Annotated in this window: 14 protein-coding genes; 6 read left to right on the top strand and 8 right to left on the bottom strand. The window is 67.1% G+C overall.

Translation table 11 applies throughout. The features are described 5' to 3' along the window. Positions 1–73 precede the first annotated feature (73 nt). The gene (gene serB, locus ABKS89_RS27335; protein ID WP_138214025.1) at positions 74–1,285 is read left to right on the top strand and encodes a phosphoserine phosphatase SerB; all 1,212 of its coding nucleotides are present in this window, start codon (positions 74–76) and stop codon (positions 1,283–1,285) included. A gap of 85 nt (positions 1,286–1,370) precedes the next feature. Here the strand turns inward: serB and ABKS89_RS27330 are convergent, their stop codons facing one another. From ABKS89_RS27330 to ABKS89_RS27305, 6 genes are all read right to left on the bottom strand, one after another. Further along, positions 1,371–3,443 carry an EAL domain-containing response regulator gene (locus ABKS89_RS27330; RefSeq protein WP_138214026.1) on the bottom strand — a complete coding sequence of 691 codons (2,073 nt, stop codon included), beginning with the start codon at positions 3,441–3,443 and terminating at the stop codon, positions 1,371–1,373. Positions 3,444–3,508: 65 nt separating this feature from the next. Next, positions 3,509–5,317, bottom strand: coding sequence for a cyclic-di-GMP receptor FimW-related protein (locus ABKS89_RS27325; RefSeq protein WP_348588330.1), 1,809 nt, complete (start codon positions 5,315–5,317; stop codon positions 3,509–3,511). Positions 5,318–5,445: 128 nt separating this feature from the next. After that, on the bottom strand, positions 5,446–6,423 hold the full coding sequence (locus ABKS89_RS27320) for an HPP family protein (protein ID WP_138214028.1): 978 nt from the start codon (positions 6,421–6,423) through the stop codon (positions 5,446–5,448). A 75-nt stretch (positions 6,424–6,498) separates the two neighbouring features. Continuing rightward, positions 6,499–7,368 carry an archaetidylserine decarboxylase gene (gene asd / locus ABKS89_RS27315; RefSeq protein ID WP_138214029.1) on the bottom strand — a complete coding sequence of 290 codons (870 nt, stop codon included), beginning with the start codon at positions 7,366–7,368 and terminating at the stop codon, positions 6,499–6,501. A gap of 3 nt (positions 7,369–7,371) precedes the next feature. Further along, positions 7,372–8,184 carry a thiosulfate sulfurtransferase gene (gene rhdA, locus ABKS89_RS27310; protein WP_348588329.1) on the bottom strand — a complete coding sequence of 271 codons (813 nt, stop codon included), beginning with the start codon at positions 8,182–8,184 and terminating at the stop codon, positions 7,372–7,374. 115 nt (positions 8,185–8,299) lie between these two features. Next, entirely contained in the window at positions 8,300–9,823 is a 1,524-nt protein-coding gene (locus ABKS89_RS27305) for an HDOD domain-containing protein (RefSeq protein WP_348588327.1), read from the bottom strand. A 121-nt stretch (positions 9,824–9,944) separates the two neighbouring features. Here ABKS89_RS27305 and motA point away from each other — a divergent pair, with 121 nt between their 5' ends. Together motA and motB are read left to right on the top strand one after the other, a co-directional pair. After that, the gene (gene motA, locus ABKS89_RS27300; protein WP_081515523.1) at positions 9,945–10,796 is read left to right on the top strand and encodes a flagellar motor stator protein MotA; all 852 of its coding nucleotides are present in this window, start codon (positions 9,945–9,947) and stop codon (positions 10,794–10,796) included. 2 nt (positions 10,797–10,798) lie between these two features. Then, positions 10,799–11,857, top strand: coding sequence for a flagellar motor protein MotB (gene motB / locus ABKS89_RS27295; RefSeq protein ID WP_138214031.1), 1,059 nt, complete (start codon positions 10,799–10,801; stop codon positions 11,855–11,857). Between the two features lie 216 nt (positions 11,858–12,073). Here the strand turns inward: motB and rsgA are convergent, their stop codons facing one another. Then, complete coding sequence (gene rsgA / locus ABKS89_RS27290) at positions 12,074–13,105, bottom strand: small ribosomal subunit biogenesis GTPase RsgA (protein WP_138214032.1); 1,032 nt, start codon at positions 13,103–13,105, stop codon at positions 12,074–12,076. Between the two features lie 89 nt (positions 13,106–13,194). Between rsgA and orn the strand changes: the two genes are divergently transcribed. Next, positions 13,195–13,737, top strand: coding sequence for an oligoribonuclease (gene orn / locus ABKS89_RS27285; RefSeq protein ID WP_081515526.1), 543 nt, complete (start codon positions 13,195–13,197; stop codon positions 13,735–13,737). Positions 13,738–13,915: 178 nt separating this feature from the next. Here orn and queG read toward each other — a convergent pair whose 3' ends face one another. Continuing rightward, complete coding sequence (gene queG / locus ABKS89_RS27280; protein ID WP_348588326.1) at positions 13,916–14,977, bottom strand: tRNA epoxyqueuosine(34) reductase QueG; 1,062 nt, start codon at positions 14,975–14,977, stop codon at positions 13,916–13,918. 104 nt (positions 14,978–15,081) lie between these two features. Between queG and ABKS89_RS27275 the strand changes: the two genes are divergently transcribed. Both ABKS89_RS27275 and tsaE read left to right on the top strand, forming a co-directional pair. Then, entirely contained in the window at positions 15,082–16,578 is a 1,497-nt protein-coding gene (locus ABKS89_RS27275) for an NAD(P)H-hydrate dehydratase (RefSeq protein ID WP_348588325.1), read from the top strand. Beyond that, positions 16,566–17,033, top strand: coding sequence for a tRNA (adenosine(37)-N6)-threonylcarbamoyltransferase complex ATPase subunit type 1 TsaE (gene tsaE / locus ABKS89_RS27270; RefSeq protein WP_081515528.1), 468 nt, complete (start codon positions 16,566–16,568; stop codon positions 17,031–17,033). The genes ABKS89_RS27275 and tsaE overlap by 13 nt, the downstream gene beginning before the upstream one ends. Positions 17,034–17,036 lie beyond the last annotated feature (3 nt).

The raw sequence follows: 17,036 nt of genomic DNA, 5'->3' as shown, positions 1-17,036 counted from the left end.
GGGCGAGCGGAGCATCCGCAGGCAGTGAAAGCAGGTAGAATGACCGCCTTTTTTCCATGGCGGAGACAGCGCCTTGCGCGAGATCGTCCTGATCAACATCACCGGGGAAGACCGCCCCGGCCTCACCGCGGCCATTACCGGCGTCCTGGCGCAGGGTGGCGTGAACATCCTCGATATCGGCCAGGCGGTGATCCACGACACCCTGTCCTTCGGCATCCTGGTGGAAATCCCGGACAATGAGCGGGCCTCGTCGGTGCTCAAGGACGTGCTGTTCACGGCCTACAAGCTCGACCAGCAGGTGCGCTTCACGCCGGTCTCCGAAGACGACTACCGCCAGTGGGTCGGTGGCCAGGGCAAGCCCCGCCACATCGTCACCCTGCTGACGCGTCGGGTGACCGCCGAGCAGCTGCAACGAGTCAGCTCGATCACCGCCAAGTACGACCTGAACATCGACCAGATCGATCGCCTGTCCGGGCGCATGCCGCTGGACATGCCGGCTGACGAGGGCAAGGGTTGCATCGAGTTCTCCGTGCGCGGCGAGCCTGCCGATCCGGCAGCGCTGCGCGCCGAGTTCCTCAGCGTGGCCCAGGAGCTGAACGTCGACATCGCCTTCCAGCAGGACTCGGTGTTCCGTCGTAACCGTCGCCTGGCGGTGTTCGACATGGACTCGACGCTGATCGAGGCTGAAGTGATCGACGAGCTGGCCAAGGCCGCCGGCGTCGGCGAGCAGGTCTCCGAGATCACCGAGCGCGCCATGCGCGGTGAACTGGACTTCCGCGCCAGCTTCAAGGAGCGCCTGGCGCTGCTGCAGGGCCTCTCCGAGGACGTGCTGGAAGAGATCGGCGCCTCGCTGCGCCTGACCGAAGGCGCCGAAACCCTGTTCGCCGAGCTCAAGCGCCTGGGTTACAAGACCGCAATTCTCTCCGGTGGCTTCAGCTACTTCGCCAAGCAACTGCAAGCGAAGCTGGGCATCGACTACGTGTTCGCCAACGAACTGCAGATCGTCGACGGCAAGCTGACCGGCGTGGCCATCGAGCCCATCGTCGACGCCCAGCGCAAGGCCGACCTGCTGCGCGAACTGGCGGCGAAGGAAGGCCTGCAACTGGAGCAGACGATTGCGGTGGGCGACGGTGCCAACGACCTGCCGATGCTCGGCCTGGCCGGCCTCGGCGTGGCGTTCCGCGCCAAGCCGCTGGTCAAGCAGTCGGCCAAGCAGGCGATCTCCACCCTCGGCCTGGATGGCATCCTGTACCTGCTCGGCTTCCGCGATCGTGAAGGCGCCTGATCAGCGCCGATCGACGCCGGAATGAAAAAGCCGCCCCTTGGGGCGGCTTTTTTGTTTTGGGACGTGGACTCTGTGCAGGAGCGCTCTACTCGTCCGAGGCGAAGTCGTAATCCATCGCCTGGCTGGGGCCCTGCAGGTAGCGGCCCTGGATGTAGTTGGCGCCGGCCTGCCACAAGGTGGCGAGGGCGGTGGCGCTTTCCACCATGGGCACGATGGTCAGCTTGGCCTGTGCATGCAGGCTGGCCATCAGGGTCTTCAGGTTTTCCTGGTTCTCCGGGACGTTCAGGTCCTGCACGTAGGAGCCGTCGACTTTCACGAAGTCGACGTTCATGTGCTTGAGCGTGTTGAACGGATTGAGCGCGCAGCCGAACTGGCAGAGCGCGATCTGGCAGTGCAGCTCGGCCAGGCCCTGGCTCAGTACCTTGGCCTGGCGCAGGAAGGCGATGGCGTCCGGTTCGCTGATCTGCACGATCAGTGCGTCGGCCGGCAGGCGCGAAGCCTTGAGGGCCACGCTCAGCCACGGCAGCAGTTCCGGATCCTGCAGGCTGGAGCTGGAAAGGTGCACGAAGAGTTTGGTCTCGTGCCCCTTGGCGCGGTGCTCGGAGAGCAGCTTGATGGAGTTGAGCAGTACCCAGCGGTCGATCTTCTCGGCCAGGCCGCTGGCCTTGGCGGCGTTGAGGAAATCTGCCGGCGGCACTTCCTCGCCCTGCGGGTTGAGCAGGCGCAGCAGCACTTCATAGTGTTCGTGGGTGTCGCCGCGCAGGCTGATGATCGGCTGGAACAGCAGGCGGAAGCTGTTCTGCTCCAGTGCCTGGCGGATGATTGCGCTGATGTCGCCACGGTAGGCGGCGGCGGCCAGTTCATCGGCCGGGTTGAAGACCTTCAGGCCGTTGCCGTTCTTCTGCGCGACCTCGTCGGCGCCGCGGTGGGCGCGTTCGATGACTTCCTGGGCGCGGGTGGTCTTCTCGTCCAGCCCGGCTGTGCCGATGGACAGGGTGACCTGTGCGCTGCGCCCATGGATGTCGAACAGGTGTCCTTCGATTTTCTTCAGCAGCGAGTTGAAGCGTGGCGCGGAGTGCTCCGGGGCTTCGCCCGGCAGCAGCACGGCGAATACGTCGTCGCTCAGGCGCGCCAGCTGGGCCGGCTCGGGGAATTGCCCGCGCAGCAGGTTGCCCAGGTCCGCCAGCAGCAGGTCGATGCTGGCGACGCCAAGGTCCAGTTGCAGCGCCTGGGCGCGGTCGAGCTGCATGTAGGCGAAGGTGGCCGGTTGGCCGGCGGTCACCGCGCGCTCCACGGCGCTGTCCATCAGGTCGAGGAAGTGGGCGCGGTTGAACAGGCCGGTGACCAGGTCCTGGCTGCTGACTTCGCGGAGTTTTTCCTCGAGCTGGGCGTTGTCGGACTCGGCGCGGATCACTACCTGGATGCACGGCTCGCCGTCGTAGGTGGCGGGCGAGAAGGTCATGCGCGCGGCGAAGGCCTGACCGTCGCTGCGGATGCCGCTGCAGGCGAGGTCGGCGTTGTCCTCGGTGGTCTGGTAGCCCTTGAGGAAGTCCTTGAAGTTGGCCTGGTCGCAGCCGGCGATCAGGTCGATCATCGGCATGCCTTCCAGCTCCTCGGCATCCTCGTAGCCGAACAGGCCGACGTAGGCGCGGTTGGCGTAGATATGCATGCCGTCGTGGACGTAGGTGATGGCGTCCACCGAGCTGTCCAGCAGCAGCTGGCAGCGCTTCTCCGCCTCGCGCAGGGCGACTTCGGCGGAGCGGCGCGCGCGGCGTTCCTCGAGGTTGGCCAGCTCGCGGTTGGCCACCAGGATCAGGCGCTCGTCCTCGCCTTGCGGCAGGGCATCCTGCGCGCCGAGGGCCAGGGCCTCGGTCACGGCGTCGGAATCAGTGCCGCTGACCAGCTGGATGAAGGGAATGTCCTTGGCCTGGCGGCGAATCGCGCCCAGCGCTTCGCTCGGGTCCAGCGCCTCGGCTTCCGGGGCTGCGATCAGCAGGTCCCAGCCCTGGGGCAGGATGTCCGTCAGGTCTTCACTGGAGGTGATGCGGTGGACGCGGGTCGCACGACCGGCGTTGCGGAACAGGCTGACCAGGCGCTCGGCTTCGTTCTGCGAGTCTTCCAGGATCAGCAGGCGGATGGTTTTCTTTTCATTGGCCATGAGGAAGGCTGCTTATACCGCGCTAGACGGCAGCAAAAAGGCGACGAAAGGGAAGTCTCCGGAATCTACAGAGACTTCCACAGCGAGTCAAAGTCTTCCTCCCCGCCGGGGCCGCGAGCGTTCGGGGCTGTGATGGGCTTATCGCTCGGTGCGCCGGCTGCATCCTGCGCCTGGTATTCGAACTGGGTGAAGCTGGCGGTGGCGGTGACCTTGCGTGTCAGGCTGGCACGGCGTTCTTCCCCATGCAGGTTGAGCTGCACGCGGTTGCCTTCCTGGAAGGGCAGGCGCGGGGTGATGACGGTCGCCGGGCGGGAGATCGCGGCGATCTCCGGCAGCAGCAAGGCGCGCAGGTACTGGCTGCCCTGCTCGGTCTTGCGCAGCAGTTGCAGGCCGCAGGGCTGGGCGAGCGGGGCGATCAGCTCGATGCCCATCTGCGTGCCGCCGCCGCGGACCTGACGAATCCAGCGCACCACGGCGACGCTCCAGCTGTGTTCCGGGGTGTCCTGGATGCCGAGCAGCTCGCCGGCCTGCAGCTGGCTGGGAATTTCCTTCGGCCAGGTCAGGCAGTAGCCGCCGGGGCTGTGGTTGACGATGGCCAGGGTGTGCACCGGGTAGTCGTCGCGCGGAGTTTCCGTCGCCACGCCCACACCGCTCTCGTCGGTCGCGCGCGGCGCGGTGTACTCGATTTCTTCCAGCGGCATGCCGGGTTGCCAGTCGTTGAGCTTCTGCGCGTCGAAGGCGTCGGACCAGGCGTCTTTCACGTCGGCCTTGAAGGTCGGGACCTGTTCCTGCACCTGAATCTTCAGGAGGTCATTGAAGCTTTTGCGGCCGGCGAGGAAGTAATGCAGGGCGCTCATGCCGATGCACAGGGTCAGCTGGCCCTGGCCGGGGGTGCGGTGGAAGGTGCGCTCGGCGATGTCGCCCCAGGCTGCGGCGAGGTGCTGCAGCAGGTCGATGCTGACGCCCTCGGGCACTTTCAGACGGGCCTGCGCGCGGTTTTCCGGCGGCAGCAGGAGGTATTCGCGGATCACGTCCACCAGCGGCTGCGGGTCGATGCCCAAGGCGCCGACGAGGTCGCTTTCCTTGAACAGGGTGCGGTAGCGCGGCGGGCCATCCACCTGCGGCACCACCACGAACAGGGTGGAGGGGGCATCCGCCGCCTGCACTTTAACCTGCGCGGCCCAGCCCTCGAGGACTTCGGCGACGCGGGCGATGTTGTTCTGGCGCATCTGGTTGCAGCGCGCCGAGCCGAGCATCAGCGCCACCAGGTAGGAGTGCTCGATGGACAGCCCCTGGGCCTGGCGGGCCAGCGCGTCACGCACCGGGGTGTGCTGCAGGCCGTGCTGGCGGGCCAGCTGGTAGAGCTGGTGGAGCTCCAGCCAGAGGTTTTCCGGCACCGGGCAGTACAGCTGCGAGGCGCGCACCAGCGGGCCGCAGAGGCTGCGGACGGCGCGCTGGATGGCGGCGGTCATGACCTGGGCGCGCTCGCGGGTGAAGCGCGAGGCTTCGCGCACGACGATCAGCTTGTAGCCGATGGCCAGGTGGTTCTGCAGTGCCTGGCAGAGGTTGGCGACCTTGCGCGGACGCTCGTCCAGGACGATGGACTGGTTGAGGAAGTGGCGCTCCAGGTTATGGCAGACGAAGTGCACTTCCGGGCGGAACAGTTCCAGCAATTGCAGGCGCGTCTCGACCGGCAGCTTGAGCTGGTTGAGTTCGATCAGCCCCTGGTAGAGCTGGCGGGCCGTTTCCCCGAGGTTGGCCTTGGGCAGGTGATCCAGCCAGTTTTTCAGCTCGCGCGTGTTCGCGTTGCAGAAGCTCAGGCTCTCGTGCGTCGGGGTGGGGACACGTAGAAACTGCTGGGGACTGTTGTCCATGGTGGGAATGGTTTCTCCACAAGCCGGCTCGTTGTACGAACCGGTTGGTCATAACTGTCGGCTTTTTCCGAACTCTAGCAGCATCCGTCGCCCGCCGCAGCCCATCGCCCGGATGGTGCGCGGACAGGTCACGCCAGCGGTGTTTCGCCTTTGATCTGCCTTTGCAGGGCGTTCTTCGCCGAGTCCTGCGCCGTGCTGCGCACCCAGCCGTCGCCCTGGGCGATCACCGGATGGGCGGCCCAGTCGAGCAGGTCCTGGCGACGGCACACGCCGGTGTTGCCCTTGCCGGCGCCGGCCACCACCTTGTAGACCACCTGGTCCTGGCGGCCGCGCTTGTCCGGGTGGTCGTCGATCACCTGGCGCACGGCCCAGGCGTCGCCGCTCAGGGCATTGCTGTAGCTGGCGCCGAGCAGGACATCTTCCGGCGTCAGGCGCTGCGCCTGGGCGTGCTCCTGGGCCAGCTGGAGGATCTTCAGCAGGTCGTCGAACTGCACGTCGATGAACGAGTCCATCTTGCGCAACGCGTGGTAGAGGTCTTCCGGAGACGGGCCGGCGGGCAGCTTCGGCGAGTCCGGCAGGCGTGCCAGCGGAGCGGGGTAGCGGCGCCAGGCGAACAGCCCGTTGAACAGCACGGCGACGAGGAGAATCAGCACCACGTTGAGCAGCACCGGGCTGAGCACGTAGTGGAAGCCCAGCGCGGTCACGGCAGGGCCGCCGGAGACGGCGGCCAGTGCGGTGGCGCCGCCCGGCGGGTGGATGCAGCGCGCGTAGTGCATGACCAGGATCGCCGCGCCCACGGCGAGGGCGGGGGTGAAGGGCTGATCAGGAAAGAGTTTCTGGCAGATCACCCCGACGATGGCCGAGAGGACCTGGCCGCCAAGCACGGCCCAGGGCTGCGACAGCGCGCCATGGGGCACGGCGAACAGCAGCACGGCGCTGGCGCCCATGGAGGCGACGACCCAGATGGCCGCTTCGCCGGGCAGGACCCAGTGAGTGACGGCATAGATGGCGGCGATGCCGCACAGCGCTCCGATTGCGGAGAGCCATTTTTCCAGATGACTGGTGGCATTTGCCCGCCAGCCGAACAGGTGCAGGAAGCGTTTCATGGCAGGGAACTGGCACGATGAGGCGAAAAGCGTTGGCGGGCGACTCATTGGCCGCCCGCCTTATAAGAGTGGGCGTCAGCCCTGGCGCGCGCCACCCAGGCGCTCGCCCATGCGCACGGCGCTGGTGGCGGCGAGGTTTTCCGCCCAGCTGACCTGCTCCGGTCCGAACAGCACGATGGCGGTGGAGCCCAGCTTGAAGCGGCCCAGCTCGGCGCCTTTCTCCAGGTGGATCGGTGCGCGGGAAGCCTCGTCGTAGGAGAAGGACTTCAGCTCGCGCTTGGGCGGAGTGACCAGGCCGGCCCAGACGGTTTCGATGGAGGCGACGATCATCGCGCCGACCAGAACCACCGCCATCGGCCCGCGCTCGGTGTCGAAGATGCACACCACGCGTTCGTTGCGGGCGAACAGCTCAGGCACTTGCTCGGCAGTCAGCTGGTTCACCGAGAACAGCCGGCCCGGCACGTAGACCATCTCGCGCAGGGTGCCGGCCAGCGGCATGTGCACGCGGTGGTAGTCCTTGGGCGACAGGTAGACGGTGGCGAACTCGCCGCCCATGAAGGGCGCGGCGCGCTCGGCGTCGCCGCCCAGCAGCTCCATCAGGCTGTAGCTGTGGCCCTTGGCCTGGAACACGCGGCCGTGTTCGATCGGGCCGAGCTGGCTGATGGCGCCATCGGCGGGGCAGAGCACCGCGCCTGCGCTTTCGTCCAGCGGACGTGCGCCGTCTTTCAGGGCACGGGTGAAGAAGGCGTTGAAGTGCTCATACGCGCTCAGGTCCTCGACCTGGGCTTCGCGCATGTCCACTTTGTATCGGCGGGCGAACCAGGGAATCAGGCGGTCCTTGAACCAGGGCGCGCGGCACTCCGCGGCGCAACCGATCAGGCGCGACAGCAGGTGATGCGGCAGCAGGTACTGGGCGAGGATGAACAGACGATCTTTGAACGACATTCCTTAAACCTCTACGGGGGTGTCGGGATGGTTGCCCCATTCCGACCAGGAACCGGCATAGCCCTTGACCCGCGGATAGCCGAGGGCCTTGGCCACCAGGTAGGTGAAGCCGGAACGGTGGTGGGTCTGGCAGTGGGTGATCACTTCCTTGTCCTTGGTGATGCCCAGGTCCTGGAGGATCTGCGGCATATCGGTACGGATGCGCAGGGCGCGGGCCGGATCCATTCCGGCGGTCCATTCGAAATTGACGGCGCCGGGCACGTGGCCGGCCTTGGCGGCGAGGACTTTCTGGCCGCTGTATTCGCTGGGGTTGCGGGCGTCCCAGACGGCCAGGTCGGCGGCGCCCAGGCGGCTCTGCAGGTATTCGCGGGTGGCGGTGGGCTCGTCGTGCAGGGTCAGCGGCAGCGGGCCACCGGCCGGCGCCGGGACGTCCTCGGAGAGCGGCAGGCCGTCGGCGAGCCAGGCGTGCAGGCCGCCATCGACGTAGTGGTAGTTGCTGTGGTCGATCACATCCAGCAGCCAGATGAAGCGGCCGGCCCAGCCGCCGCCTTCGTCGTCGTAGACCACGTAGACGGCATCGGGGTTGTGGCCCAGTTCGCCGAACAGCGCTTCCAGGTCGGCCTTGGTCGGCAGCAGGCCCGGTGCTGGCCCGCCCAGCTGGGTGCGCGCGGGGGCAACGAAGCGGGCGCCGGGAATGTGGCCCTGGGCATAGCGTGCAGCGCTGGTCAGATCGACCAGGATCAGTTCGGGGGCGTCGAGGCGGCTGGCGAGGTCAGCCGGTTCGATCACCAGGGGCAGGGCGGAGAAGGCAGACATGTCGGAGTCTCCCGGCGGGAACGGTGGGGGGAGGCAACGTGAGCAGGCGCCCTGGGCTACCCCGTGAGGGCGGTTAGTTTAAAGGGGACGCGGCGGGGCGCAAACCTTTCGCGGATCAGGAACCCCGAGCCATCTGCTTCACCGCATGCTCGATGCACTGCACGGTGCGGCCAAAGGCCTGTGCGTGCAGGTCCGCCAAAGGCTGGCCGTTGCGGTCGCAGATGATCAGCATGACGACCCGCGCGCCGTTGCCCAGCGAGCGCAGCAGCAGGTGTTCGCTGGGGATCAGCGCCTTCAGCGCGCCGGGAATCAGCGCCGAGAACTCGGCCATGTTGGCCGGGCTCAGGCGCAACTGACCGGGTTGTTGCAGGAGTTTGCGCAGCACCGGGCTGGCGGCGACTTCCAGCTTGAAGTCGCCGATCTCGCCGTCCAGGCCGAAGTCCCGGCGCGCCTGCAGCCAGCTGCCGCCCTTGTCGGCCAGCAGGATCATGCCGCGTTGCAGCCCGCAGGCCTGCAGGGCATCGCTGGCGCAGTCGAGCAGTTGCACGGCGTTGCCGAACGGGCTGGGCGTCTGCATCAGGCGGGTGCAGTGTTGGCGCCACTCGGCCAGGGTGTCCGGTGCCTTGGCCGGCTCCTCGGCCTTCGGGCCGTTGAGCCAGCGGCGCGCCTCCCAGGGCCAGAGCAGCGCCTCGGCCGGGTGCCAGAGCTGCGGGCGGGCGTGGCGCCGGGCGCTCTGAGCGGCAAGCCCGTGGACGGTCTGCTGCAGCTCCTCCAGCGGCATCTGCAGGTAGAGGCTGGTCAGGCGCTGCCAGCGCAGCATGTGCACGCCGCCCCACGACTGGTGCGCGGCCATGGCGATGCTGTTGGCGAGGAGGATCGTGTTGGCCGGGCGAGTCAGCCAGCGCTGCAGCTCCGGGTCGGCGTCCAGGCGCTGCTGCTGGCCCAGTGCATCGTGTTCGGTGTGGGCGACGTGCAGGGCGCGCACCAGCAGGCGCTTGTCGTCGCTGAGCAGCGCGTAACCCTGACCGACCCAGTCCGGCAGGCGCCAGCTGTCGGCGAGTGCGCGGCACAGTGGCAGCAGGCGGGTGCCGAGCAGTTCTTCCTCGACTTCGCTACTGCAGCGACCCAGGCCGTAGACCTGGCGCTGCCAGTTCTCCATCAGCTCGGGCCGCGCGGTCGCCAGCGCCCACAGCGGCGCCAGGGTGAACAGGCTGCCCCAGTGGATTTCCTGCCAGAGCCGCGCCAGGCGGTTGGCGAACAGGCCGCTGGCCTGCTGCATGGCGTGACGGCTGATCAGCAGCAGTTGGTTCAGCGCGCGCGGCATCTGCGCCTCGGGAACAGCTGGCAGGCTGTCGAGCAACTGGCTGGCGCGACTCAGGCCCAGACGATTGAGGGCGACCTCCAGGCTTTCCGCCGGATTGTCCCGTGCGCTCGGCGCGCGGTTGGCTTCGCGCAGGATGGCGAAAGCCAGTGTCGGCGCATCCTGCAGCAAATCGGCGATGTCACGGATCGAGCGGCGGCTATCGTTCAACGCACGGCGGATATCGTCGCGCTGCTCCAGCGGAACCGGCAAAGGCAGGTCTTCCAGCTGGGTAAGCCAGGCCTTGAGACGCTCTGGATGAAGCATTTGCTTGGACATGCGTGAGGCGCCGAACTGGTTTTTAGTGTTTTCGGCCTATAGTCTTGCCCGAAATCTCCGATAACAACAGGGAGGCGGGAAACTTGCCTCCCTTTCTGTTCACCGTTTCAGTCCGGTCCCCATGGCAAAAATCATCGGCATCATCGTTCTCATGGCCAGCGTGCTCGGCGGCTACATGCTCTCCGGCGGCAAGATCGCGGCCATCATCCAGCCGTTCGAGGTGCTGATCATCGGCGGCGCCGCGCTGGGCGCGTTCCTCCAGGCCAACCCTGGCAGCACCTTCATGACCGTGCTGAAGAAGGCGCCGAAGATGTTCGGCAACCGCTTCACCCACACCTTCTACCTGGAAGTGCTGGGCATGCTCTACGAAGTGCTCAACAAGAGCCGCCGCGAAGGCATGATGGCCATCGAGGCGGACGTCGAGGACCCGGCCGCAAGCCCGATCTTCAGCAAGTACCCGGCGGTGCTCAAGGACGAACGCATGACCGCGTACGTCTGCGACTACCTGCGCATCATGTCCTCCGGCAACATGGCCCCCCACGAGCTGGAGGGCCTGTTCGACATGGAACTGGGCAGCCTCAAGGAAGACCTCGAACACCCGGCCCATGCGGTGACTCGCGTGGCCGACGCCCTGCCGGGCTTCGGTATCGTCGCGGCTGTACTGGGCATCGTGATCACCATGGCCCTGCTCGGCCAGGGCAGCCAGGCCGAGATTGGCCACCATGTGGCCGCAGCACTGGTCGGTACCTTCCTCGGTATTCTCGCCGCCTACGGCTTCGTCGGTCCGCTGGCCAACGCCCTGGAGCACGACGCCAAGGAAGAGCTGAACCTGTACGAATCGATCAAGGCCTGCCTGGTGGCTTCCGCCTCCGGCATGCCGCCGTCGCTGGCCGTCGAGTTCGGCCGCAAGGTGCTGCTGCCGGCGCACCGTCCCAGCTTCAGTGAGCTGGAGCAGGCGGTTCGTGGGCGCTAAGCATGGATAACAACCAGCCGATCATCGTCAAGCGCATCAAGCGCTACGCCGCCGGCCACCATGGCGGTGGGTGGAAGATCGCCTTCGCCGACTTCGCCACCGCCATGATGGCGTTCTTCCTCGTGCTCTGGCTGCTGTCGTCGGCCACGCCGGAACAGAAGAAGGCCATCTCCGGCTATTTCCAGGACCCCATCGGTTTTACCGAGAGCGCCAGTCCCTACGTCATCGACCTGGGCGGCACGCCGACGCCGGCGCCGGACAAGACCCTGAACCCGCAGATCCAGGCCCAGCCGGACGCCGACGAGACACGGATCAACCCGGACGAGAACGCCAAGATCACCGAGCAGCAGGCCCAGGACGTCGCCGAGCAGGTCGAAAAGGAGCGCCTGGAGCTGCTGCTGCAGGAGTTGCAGAACAAGGTCGACGAGAACCCGACCCTCAAGCGCTTCAAGGACCAGATCCTCTTCGAGATCACCCAGGACGGCCTGCGCATCCAGATCGTCGACTCGGACAACCGGCCGATGTTCGACCTGGGCAGCGCGCGCCTGCAGCCGTACTTCGAGGACATCCTGCTGGCGCTGGCCGAGACCATCAAGCAGGTGCCGAACAAGATCAGCATCAGCGGCCACACCGACGCCAAGCCCTACGCCGGCAATGGCGACTTCGGCAACTGGGAACTCTCGGCCAACCGCGCCAACGCCGCGCGCCGTGCGCTGGAAGCCGGCGGCTACCCGGAAGACCAGATCGCCCGCGTGGTGGGTTACGCCTCGTCTGCGCTGTTCGACCGCAATCAGCCGCTCAATCCGGTGAACCGCCGCATCGACATCATTGTCCTGACCAAGAAGGCCCAGCGCGCCATCGAAGGCCAGGATGGCGGGGCTGACAAGCCTGCCGATGGCGTCGCTCCGGCAGCTCCGGGCGCGGCTGCGCCCAACGGTGCGCCGGCCAAGCCGGCGGCCGGGCAGGGCGACCCGCTGCCGCCTGACCAGCTCAAGCAGAAGCTCAACCTGTTCGACGACGGCGGCACGCTGAAACTCGACGAGCTGAACAAGCAGCAGTGAAAAACCAGAAGGCCAGCTGAAAAGCTGGCCTTCTTCGTCTAGGGCGGATAAAGCGGAACGCTTTATCCGCCATCTCGTCGCAAAGGCTGATGGCGGATAACGCCAGAGGCGTTATGCGCCCTACGGGGCTTTGCACGCAGTGGGCTTTTGTAGGAGCGGGCCATGCCCGCGATCCGCCGGCAAGGCCAGCGTTGCCGCCGGTGAGACGAAGGGCGGCTAGTACTCGTCTTCCGGCAGGCTCGCGAGGATGTGCCGGTAGCTGGCCATCCGCTGCGGCGAGATGCGTCCGTCTTCCAGCGCCTTGAGCAGCGCACAGCCCGGTTCGCGGTCGTGCTTGCAGTCGCGGAAGCGGCAGTGGCCGAGCAGGTCGTGGAACTCGATGAAGCCCGCTTCCACGTCGTCACGGCTGACATGGCCGAGGCCGAATTCGCGGATGCCGGGGGAGTCGATCAGGTCGCCGCCGGCGGGGAAGTGGAACAGCCGCGCGGTGGTGGTGGTGTGAGTGCCCTTGCCGGTGACTTCCGAGAGGTCGCCGACGCGGGTGTCGACGCCCGGCAGCAGGGCGTTCACCAGCGACGACTTGCCCACGCCTGACTGGCCGACGAACACGCTGACGTGCTCGTTCAGCGCCGCGCGCAAGGCGTCCAGCGCCAGGCCATTGGCAGCCGAGACTTCCAGCAGCGGGTAGCCCAGCTCGCGGTAGGTGCCCAGCAGCGAGTCGAGGAAGGGCGCATTTTCCTCGTCGATCAGGTCGGCCTTGTTCAGCAGCAGCAATGGCTTGATGCCCGCGTGCTCGGCAGCCACCAGGTAGCGGTCGATCAGGTTGGCGTGGGGCTCGGGGCGCGGCGCGAAGACAATGACGATGCGATCGACGTTGGCCGCGACCGGCTTGAGCACGCCGCGCATGTCCGGGCGGCGCAGCTCGGAGGTGCGCGGCAGCTGCGCGACGATCACGCCGATGCCCTGGTTGCCCGGGCGCCAGACCACCTGGTCGCCCGTCACCAGCGGCGGCAGGTTGGCGCGCAGGTGGCAGCGGAACACCTGGCCGGCGTCGTCGCCGTCCTGGGCCTCGACTTCCACCTGCACACCGAAGTGGGCGATCACCTGGCCGGTCTGTTCCGGGCCGAGGTCGCCGCCTTCCAGTTCTTCCAGGGCGCGCGACTCGCGCTTCGCCGCGCGTGCGGCGCGTTCTTCCTGGACTTTTTCGATCCGCCAGCTCTGCCGGCGGGTGAGGTGACGCTTGGCCATAGGGTATCCACAGGGAAAATCGCGGCGGAGTTTAGCATGCGGCGGCGCGCTTCCCGCTAAACTAGAGGGCTGAGCTGAGGAGCCCCATCATGCAGAACCCGCAGAACCTGATCTGGATCGACCTGGAAATGACCGGGCTGGACCCGGACAAGGACGTCATCATCGAGATGGCGACCATCGTCACCGACAGCGACCTGAACATCCTCGAGGAAGGCCCGGTGATCGCCGTGCACCAGAGCGAGGAGCTGCTCGCCGGCATGGATGAGTGGAACACCCGCCAGCACGGCCAGTCTGGCCTGACCCAGCGCGTGCGCGAAAGCACCATCTCGGCTGCCGAAGCCGAGGCGATGACCATCGCCTTCCTGGAAAAGTGGGTGCCCAAGCGCAGTTCGCCGATCTGCGGCAACAGCATCTGCCAGGATCGCCGCTTCCTCTATCGCCACATGCCGAAGCTGGAAGGCTACTTCCACTACCGCAACCTGGACGTCTCCACCCTCAAAGAACTGGCCGCGCGCTGGGCTCCGGCGGTGCGTGACGGCTTCAAGAAAGGCAACACCCACCTGGCCCTGGACGACATCCGCGAGTCCATCGCCGAGCTGCGTTACTACCGCGAGCACTTCATCAAGGTGTAAGCGGTTCCGACTAGAGCGCCCTCTCCCTAACCCTCTCCCTGAAGGGGGAGGGGACTGAATCGGCGTGATGCCAGGTACTGGTTTCTTCCTGAATGCTGATGTCTCAGGAGTGCACGGCAGGCAGGCTGGGCGCGGATACTCCCTCTCCCTTCAGGGAGAGGGCGGGGGAGAGGGGCTTTCAGGCTCCGTGCCGGCCCAGCGCCCACTCCACATGCTCGCGCACCAGTTCCGACGGGAACTCCCGCCGCGCGCGCAGCGCTTCGATCACCGGGATGGTCGACGGCGCATTGCCCAGCCCCACGGCCAGGTTGCGCAGCCAGCGCTCGTAACCGGCGCGCCTTAATGGCGAGCCCTCGGTGCGGCTGAGGAATTCCTCTTCCGTCCACAGGAACAGCTCCGCCAGCGCGGCGTTGTCCAGGCTGTGGCGCGGCTGGAAGTCGCCCTGGTCTGTTGCACGGGCGAAGCGGTTCCATGGGCAGACCATCTGGCAGTCGTCGCAACCGAACACGCGGTTGCCGATCAGCGGGCGCAGGTCTTCGGGAATCGGGCCCTTCAACTCGATGGTCAGGTAGGAAATGCAGCGCCGCGCATCCAGCACATAGGGCGCCACGAAGGCGGCAGTGGGGCAGATGTCCATGCAGGCCGTGCAGCGCCCGCAGTGCTCCGTGCCGTGGGGCTGGTCCACCGGCAGCGGCAGGTCGGTGAACAGCTCGCCGAGAAAGAAGTAGCTGCCGGCCTTGCGGTTCAGTACCAGGGTGTTCTTGCCGATCCAGCCCAGGCCCGATTGCTCGGCGATGGCCTTCTCCAGCACCGGTGCACTGTCGACGAAGGCTCGGAAGCCGAACGGCCCGACCCGTTGCTGGATGCGTTCGGCCAACTGCTGCAGGCGCTTGCGGATTAGCTTGTGGTAATCCCGGCCAAGAGCGTAGCGCGAGACATAGGCCTTCTCCGGATCACCCAGAACCTGCGCCATGCGCGTATCGCCAGGCAGGTAATCCATGCGCAGCGACACCACTCGCAGGGTGCCGGGCACCAGTTCGTCGGGCCGCCAGCGCTTGCTGCCGTGGGCGCCCATGTAGTCCATTTCGCCGTGGTAACCCGCCTCCAGCCAGCGCTGCAGGTGCTCGCCGTGAGCCTCGAGATCGAGCCCGCTGATGCCTACCTGCTGGAAGCCGAGTTCGCGCCCCCAGTCCTTGATGGAGAGGGCGAGGTCGGCATAGTCGAGTGTCGAATCGTGCATGGAAGGCGAGAAAGGGAAGTCCGGGTGCGTATAATTCTGCCAGACCTTGCCGGCGTCGGCCCGTCCGTACGCCAAGGCGACACATTCTGCCGCCCGGAACAGCGATGACTGCCCACGACGATCTGCCCCTGAATCTGTACAGCGCCCAGCAGGTGCGCGACCTCGACGCGCGCCTGATCGCCGCCGGCACGCCCGGCTTCGAGCTGATGCGCCGCGCCGCCCATGCCGCCTGGCGCGCCCTGCGTCGGCAATGGCCGGATGCCGGCGAGATCACCGTGCTGGCCGGCCACGGCAACAACGCCGGCGATGGCTACCTGATCGCTGCTCTGGCCCTGCGCGCCGGCTGGCGCGTGCGCGTGCTGGCGGTGGGCGATGCCTCCCGACTGTCCGGCGACGCCGCCTCGGCCCATGGCGAAGCGCGTTCGGTCGGCGTGGATATCGAAGGCTGGAGCGAGCGCGCCGAGCTGCGCGGTGTGTTGGTGGACGCGCTGCTGGGCACCGGTCTCGGCGGCGAGGTGCGCGAGCCTTGCGCCTCGGCCATCGCTGCGATCAATGCCAGCGGCCTGCCGGTGCTGGCCGTGGACATTCCTTCCGGCCTTAGCGCCGACACGGGGCAAGTGTTGGGTTGCGCGGTGAACGCCAACCTGACCGTGACCTTCATCGGCCTCAAGCTCGGTCTGTTCACCGGCAACGGCCCCGATCGCTGCGGCGAGTTGGTGTTCGACGGGCTCGATGCCGATCCTGCGCTGGTTTCTGCGGATGGCGTGGCGCGCCGTCTCGCCCCGGCATCGCTGGCGCGCCTGGCCGCGCGCCCGAAGGCCGCGCACAAGGGCCTGTTCGGCCATGCGTTGGTGATCGGTGGCGATACCGGCATGGGCGGCGCCGTGCTGCTGGCCGCCGAGAGCGCGCTGCGCTGCGGCGCCGGGCTGGTGTCTCTGGCGACCCGTGTCGCCCACGTACCCGCTGCACTGGCTCGCCGGCCTGAACTGATGGCGCGCGGCGTCTCCTCTTCCGCCGAGCTGCTGCGCCTTGCCGAGCGCGCCGATGTACTGGTGGTCGGCCCTGGCGTCGGCCGCGAAGCCTGGGGGCGTGTGCTGGTCAGTGCCGCCGCGAGCCTGGAGCGCCGGCAGGTGTGGGACGCCGATGCTCTCAATCTGCTGGCTGAAGGACTGGTCGCACGGCCGTCCGGCGACTGGGTGGTCACGCCTCATCCGGCCGAGGCGGCGCGCCTGCTGGGTATGTCCACTGCCGAAGTCCAGGCCGACCGGCCGAAAGCCGCGCATGCTCTGGCGCAGCGTTATCAGGCGGTGGTCGTGCTCAAGGGCGTTGGTAGCCTGGTCGCCTCTCCGGATGGCCGGCTGGCGCTGTGCAATCACGGGCATCCCGCCATGGCGGGTGCCGGGCTGGGGGATGTGCTGTCCGGCATCCTCGGTGCGCTGCTGGCGCAGGGGCTGCCTGCTTTCGATGCCGCTTGCCTGGCGGTCTGGCTACACGCGCGCGCCGGCGAGTCGCTCGGTGCGCAAGGGCGCGGTCTGGCTGCCGCTGATCTGATTCCTGCCGTTCGTCAGTTGCTCGAGGAGCTGTCCCCATGCCTGAACTGAATCTGTTCGCCGACGGCGAAGAGGCCATGGTCGATCTCGGTCGCCGGATTGCCGAAGCGACCGGTGGGCACGGGGTGATCTACCTGCATGGCGACCTGGGGGCGGGCAAGACCACGCTGTCGCGCGGCATCCTGCGGGGATTGGGCCATGGCGGATCGGTAAAAAGTCCGACCTTTACCCTGGTCGAGCCCTACGAAATCGGCGACTTGCGCGCCTTCCACTTCGACCTCTACCGCCTCGCCGACCCCGAGGAACTGGAGTTCCTGGGCATCCGCGACTACTTCGAAGGCGATGCGTTGTGCCTGATCGAATGGGCGGAGCGTGGCAAAGGCATTTTGCCAAAGGCCGACATGGACATTACCATTGTTCCGCATGCGGGCGGACGCATGCTGCGCCTCGACCCGCACGGAACACGGGGCGAAGCCTGGTGTGCCGCCCTGGCCACGGGAGCATAGAAA

Source organism: Pseudomonas sp. LABIM340, assembly GCF_040017195.2.
GTDB lineage: Bacteria > Pseudomonadota > Gammaproteobacteria > Pseudomonadales > Pseudomonadaceae > Pseudomonas.
Note: the sequence above shows the minus strand (reverse complement) of the source record. Positions and strands in the feature narration are given on the sequence as shown.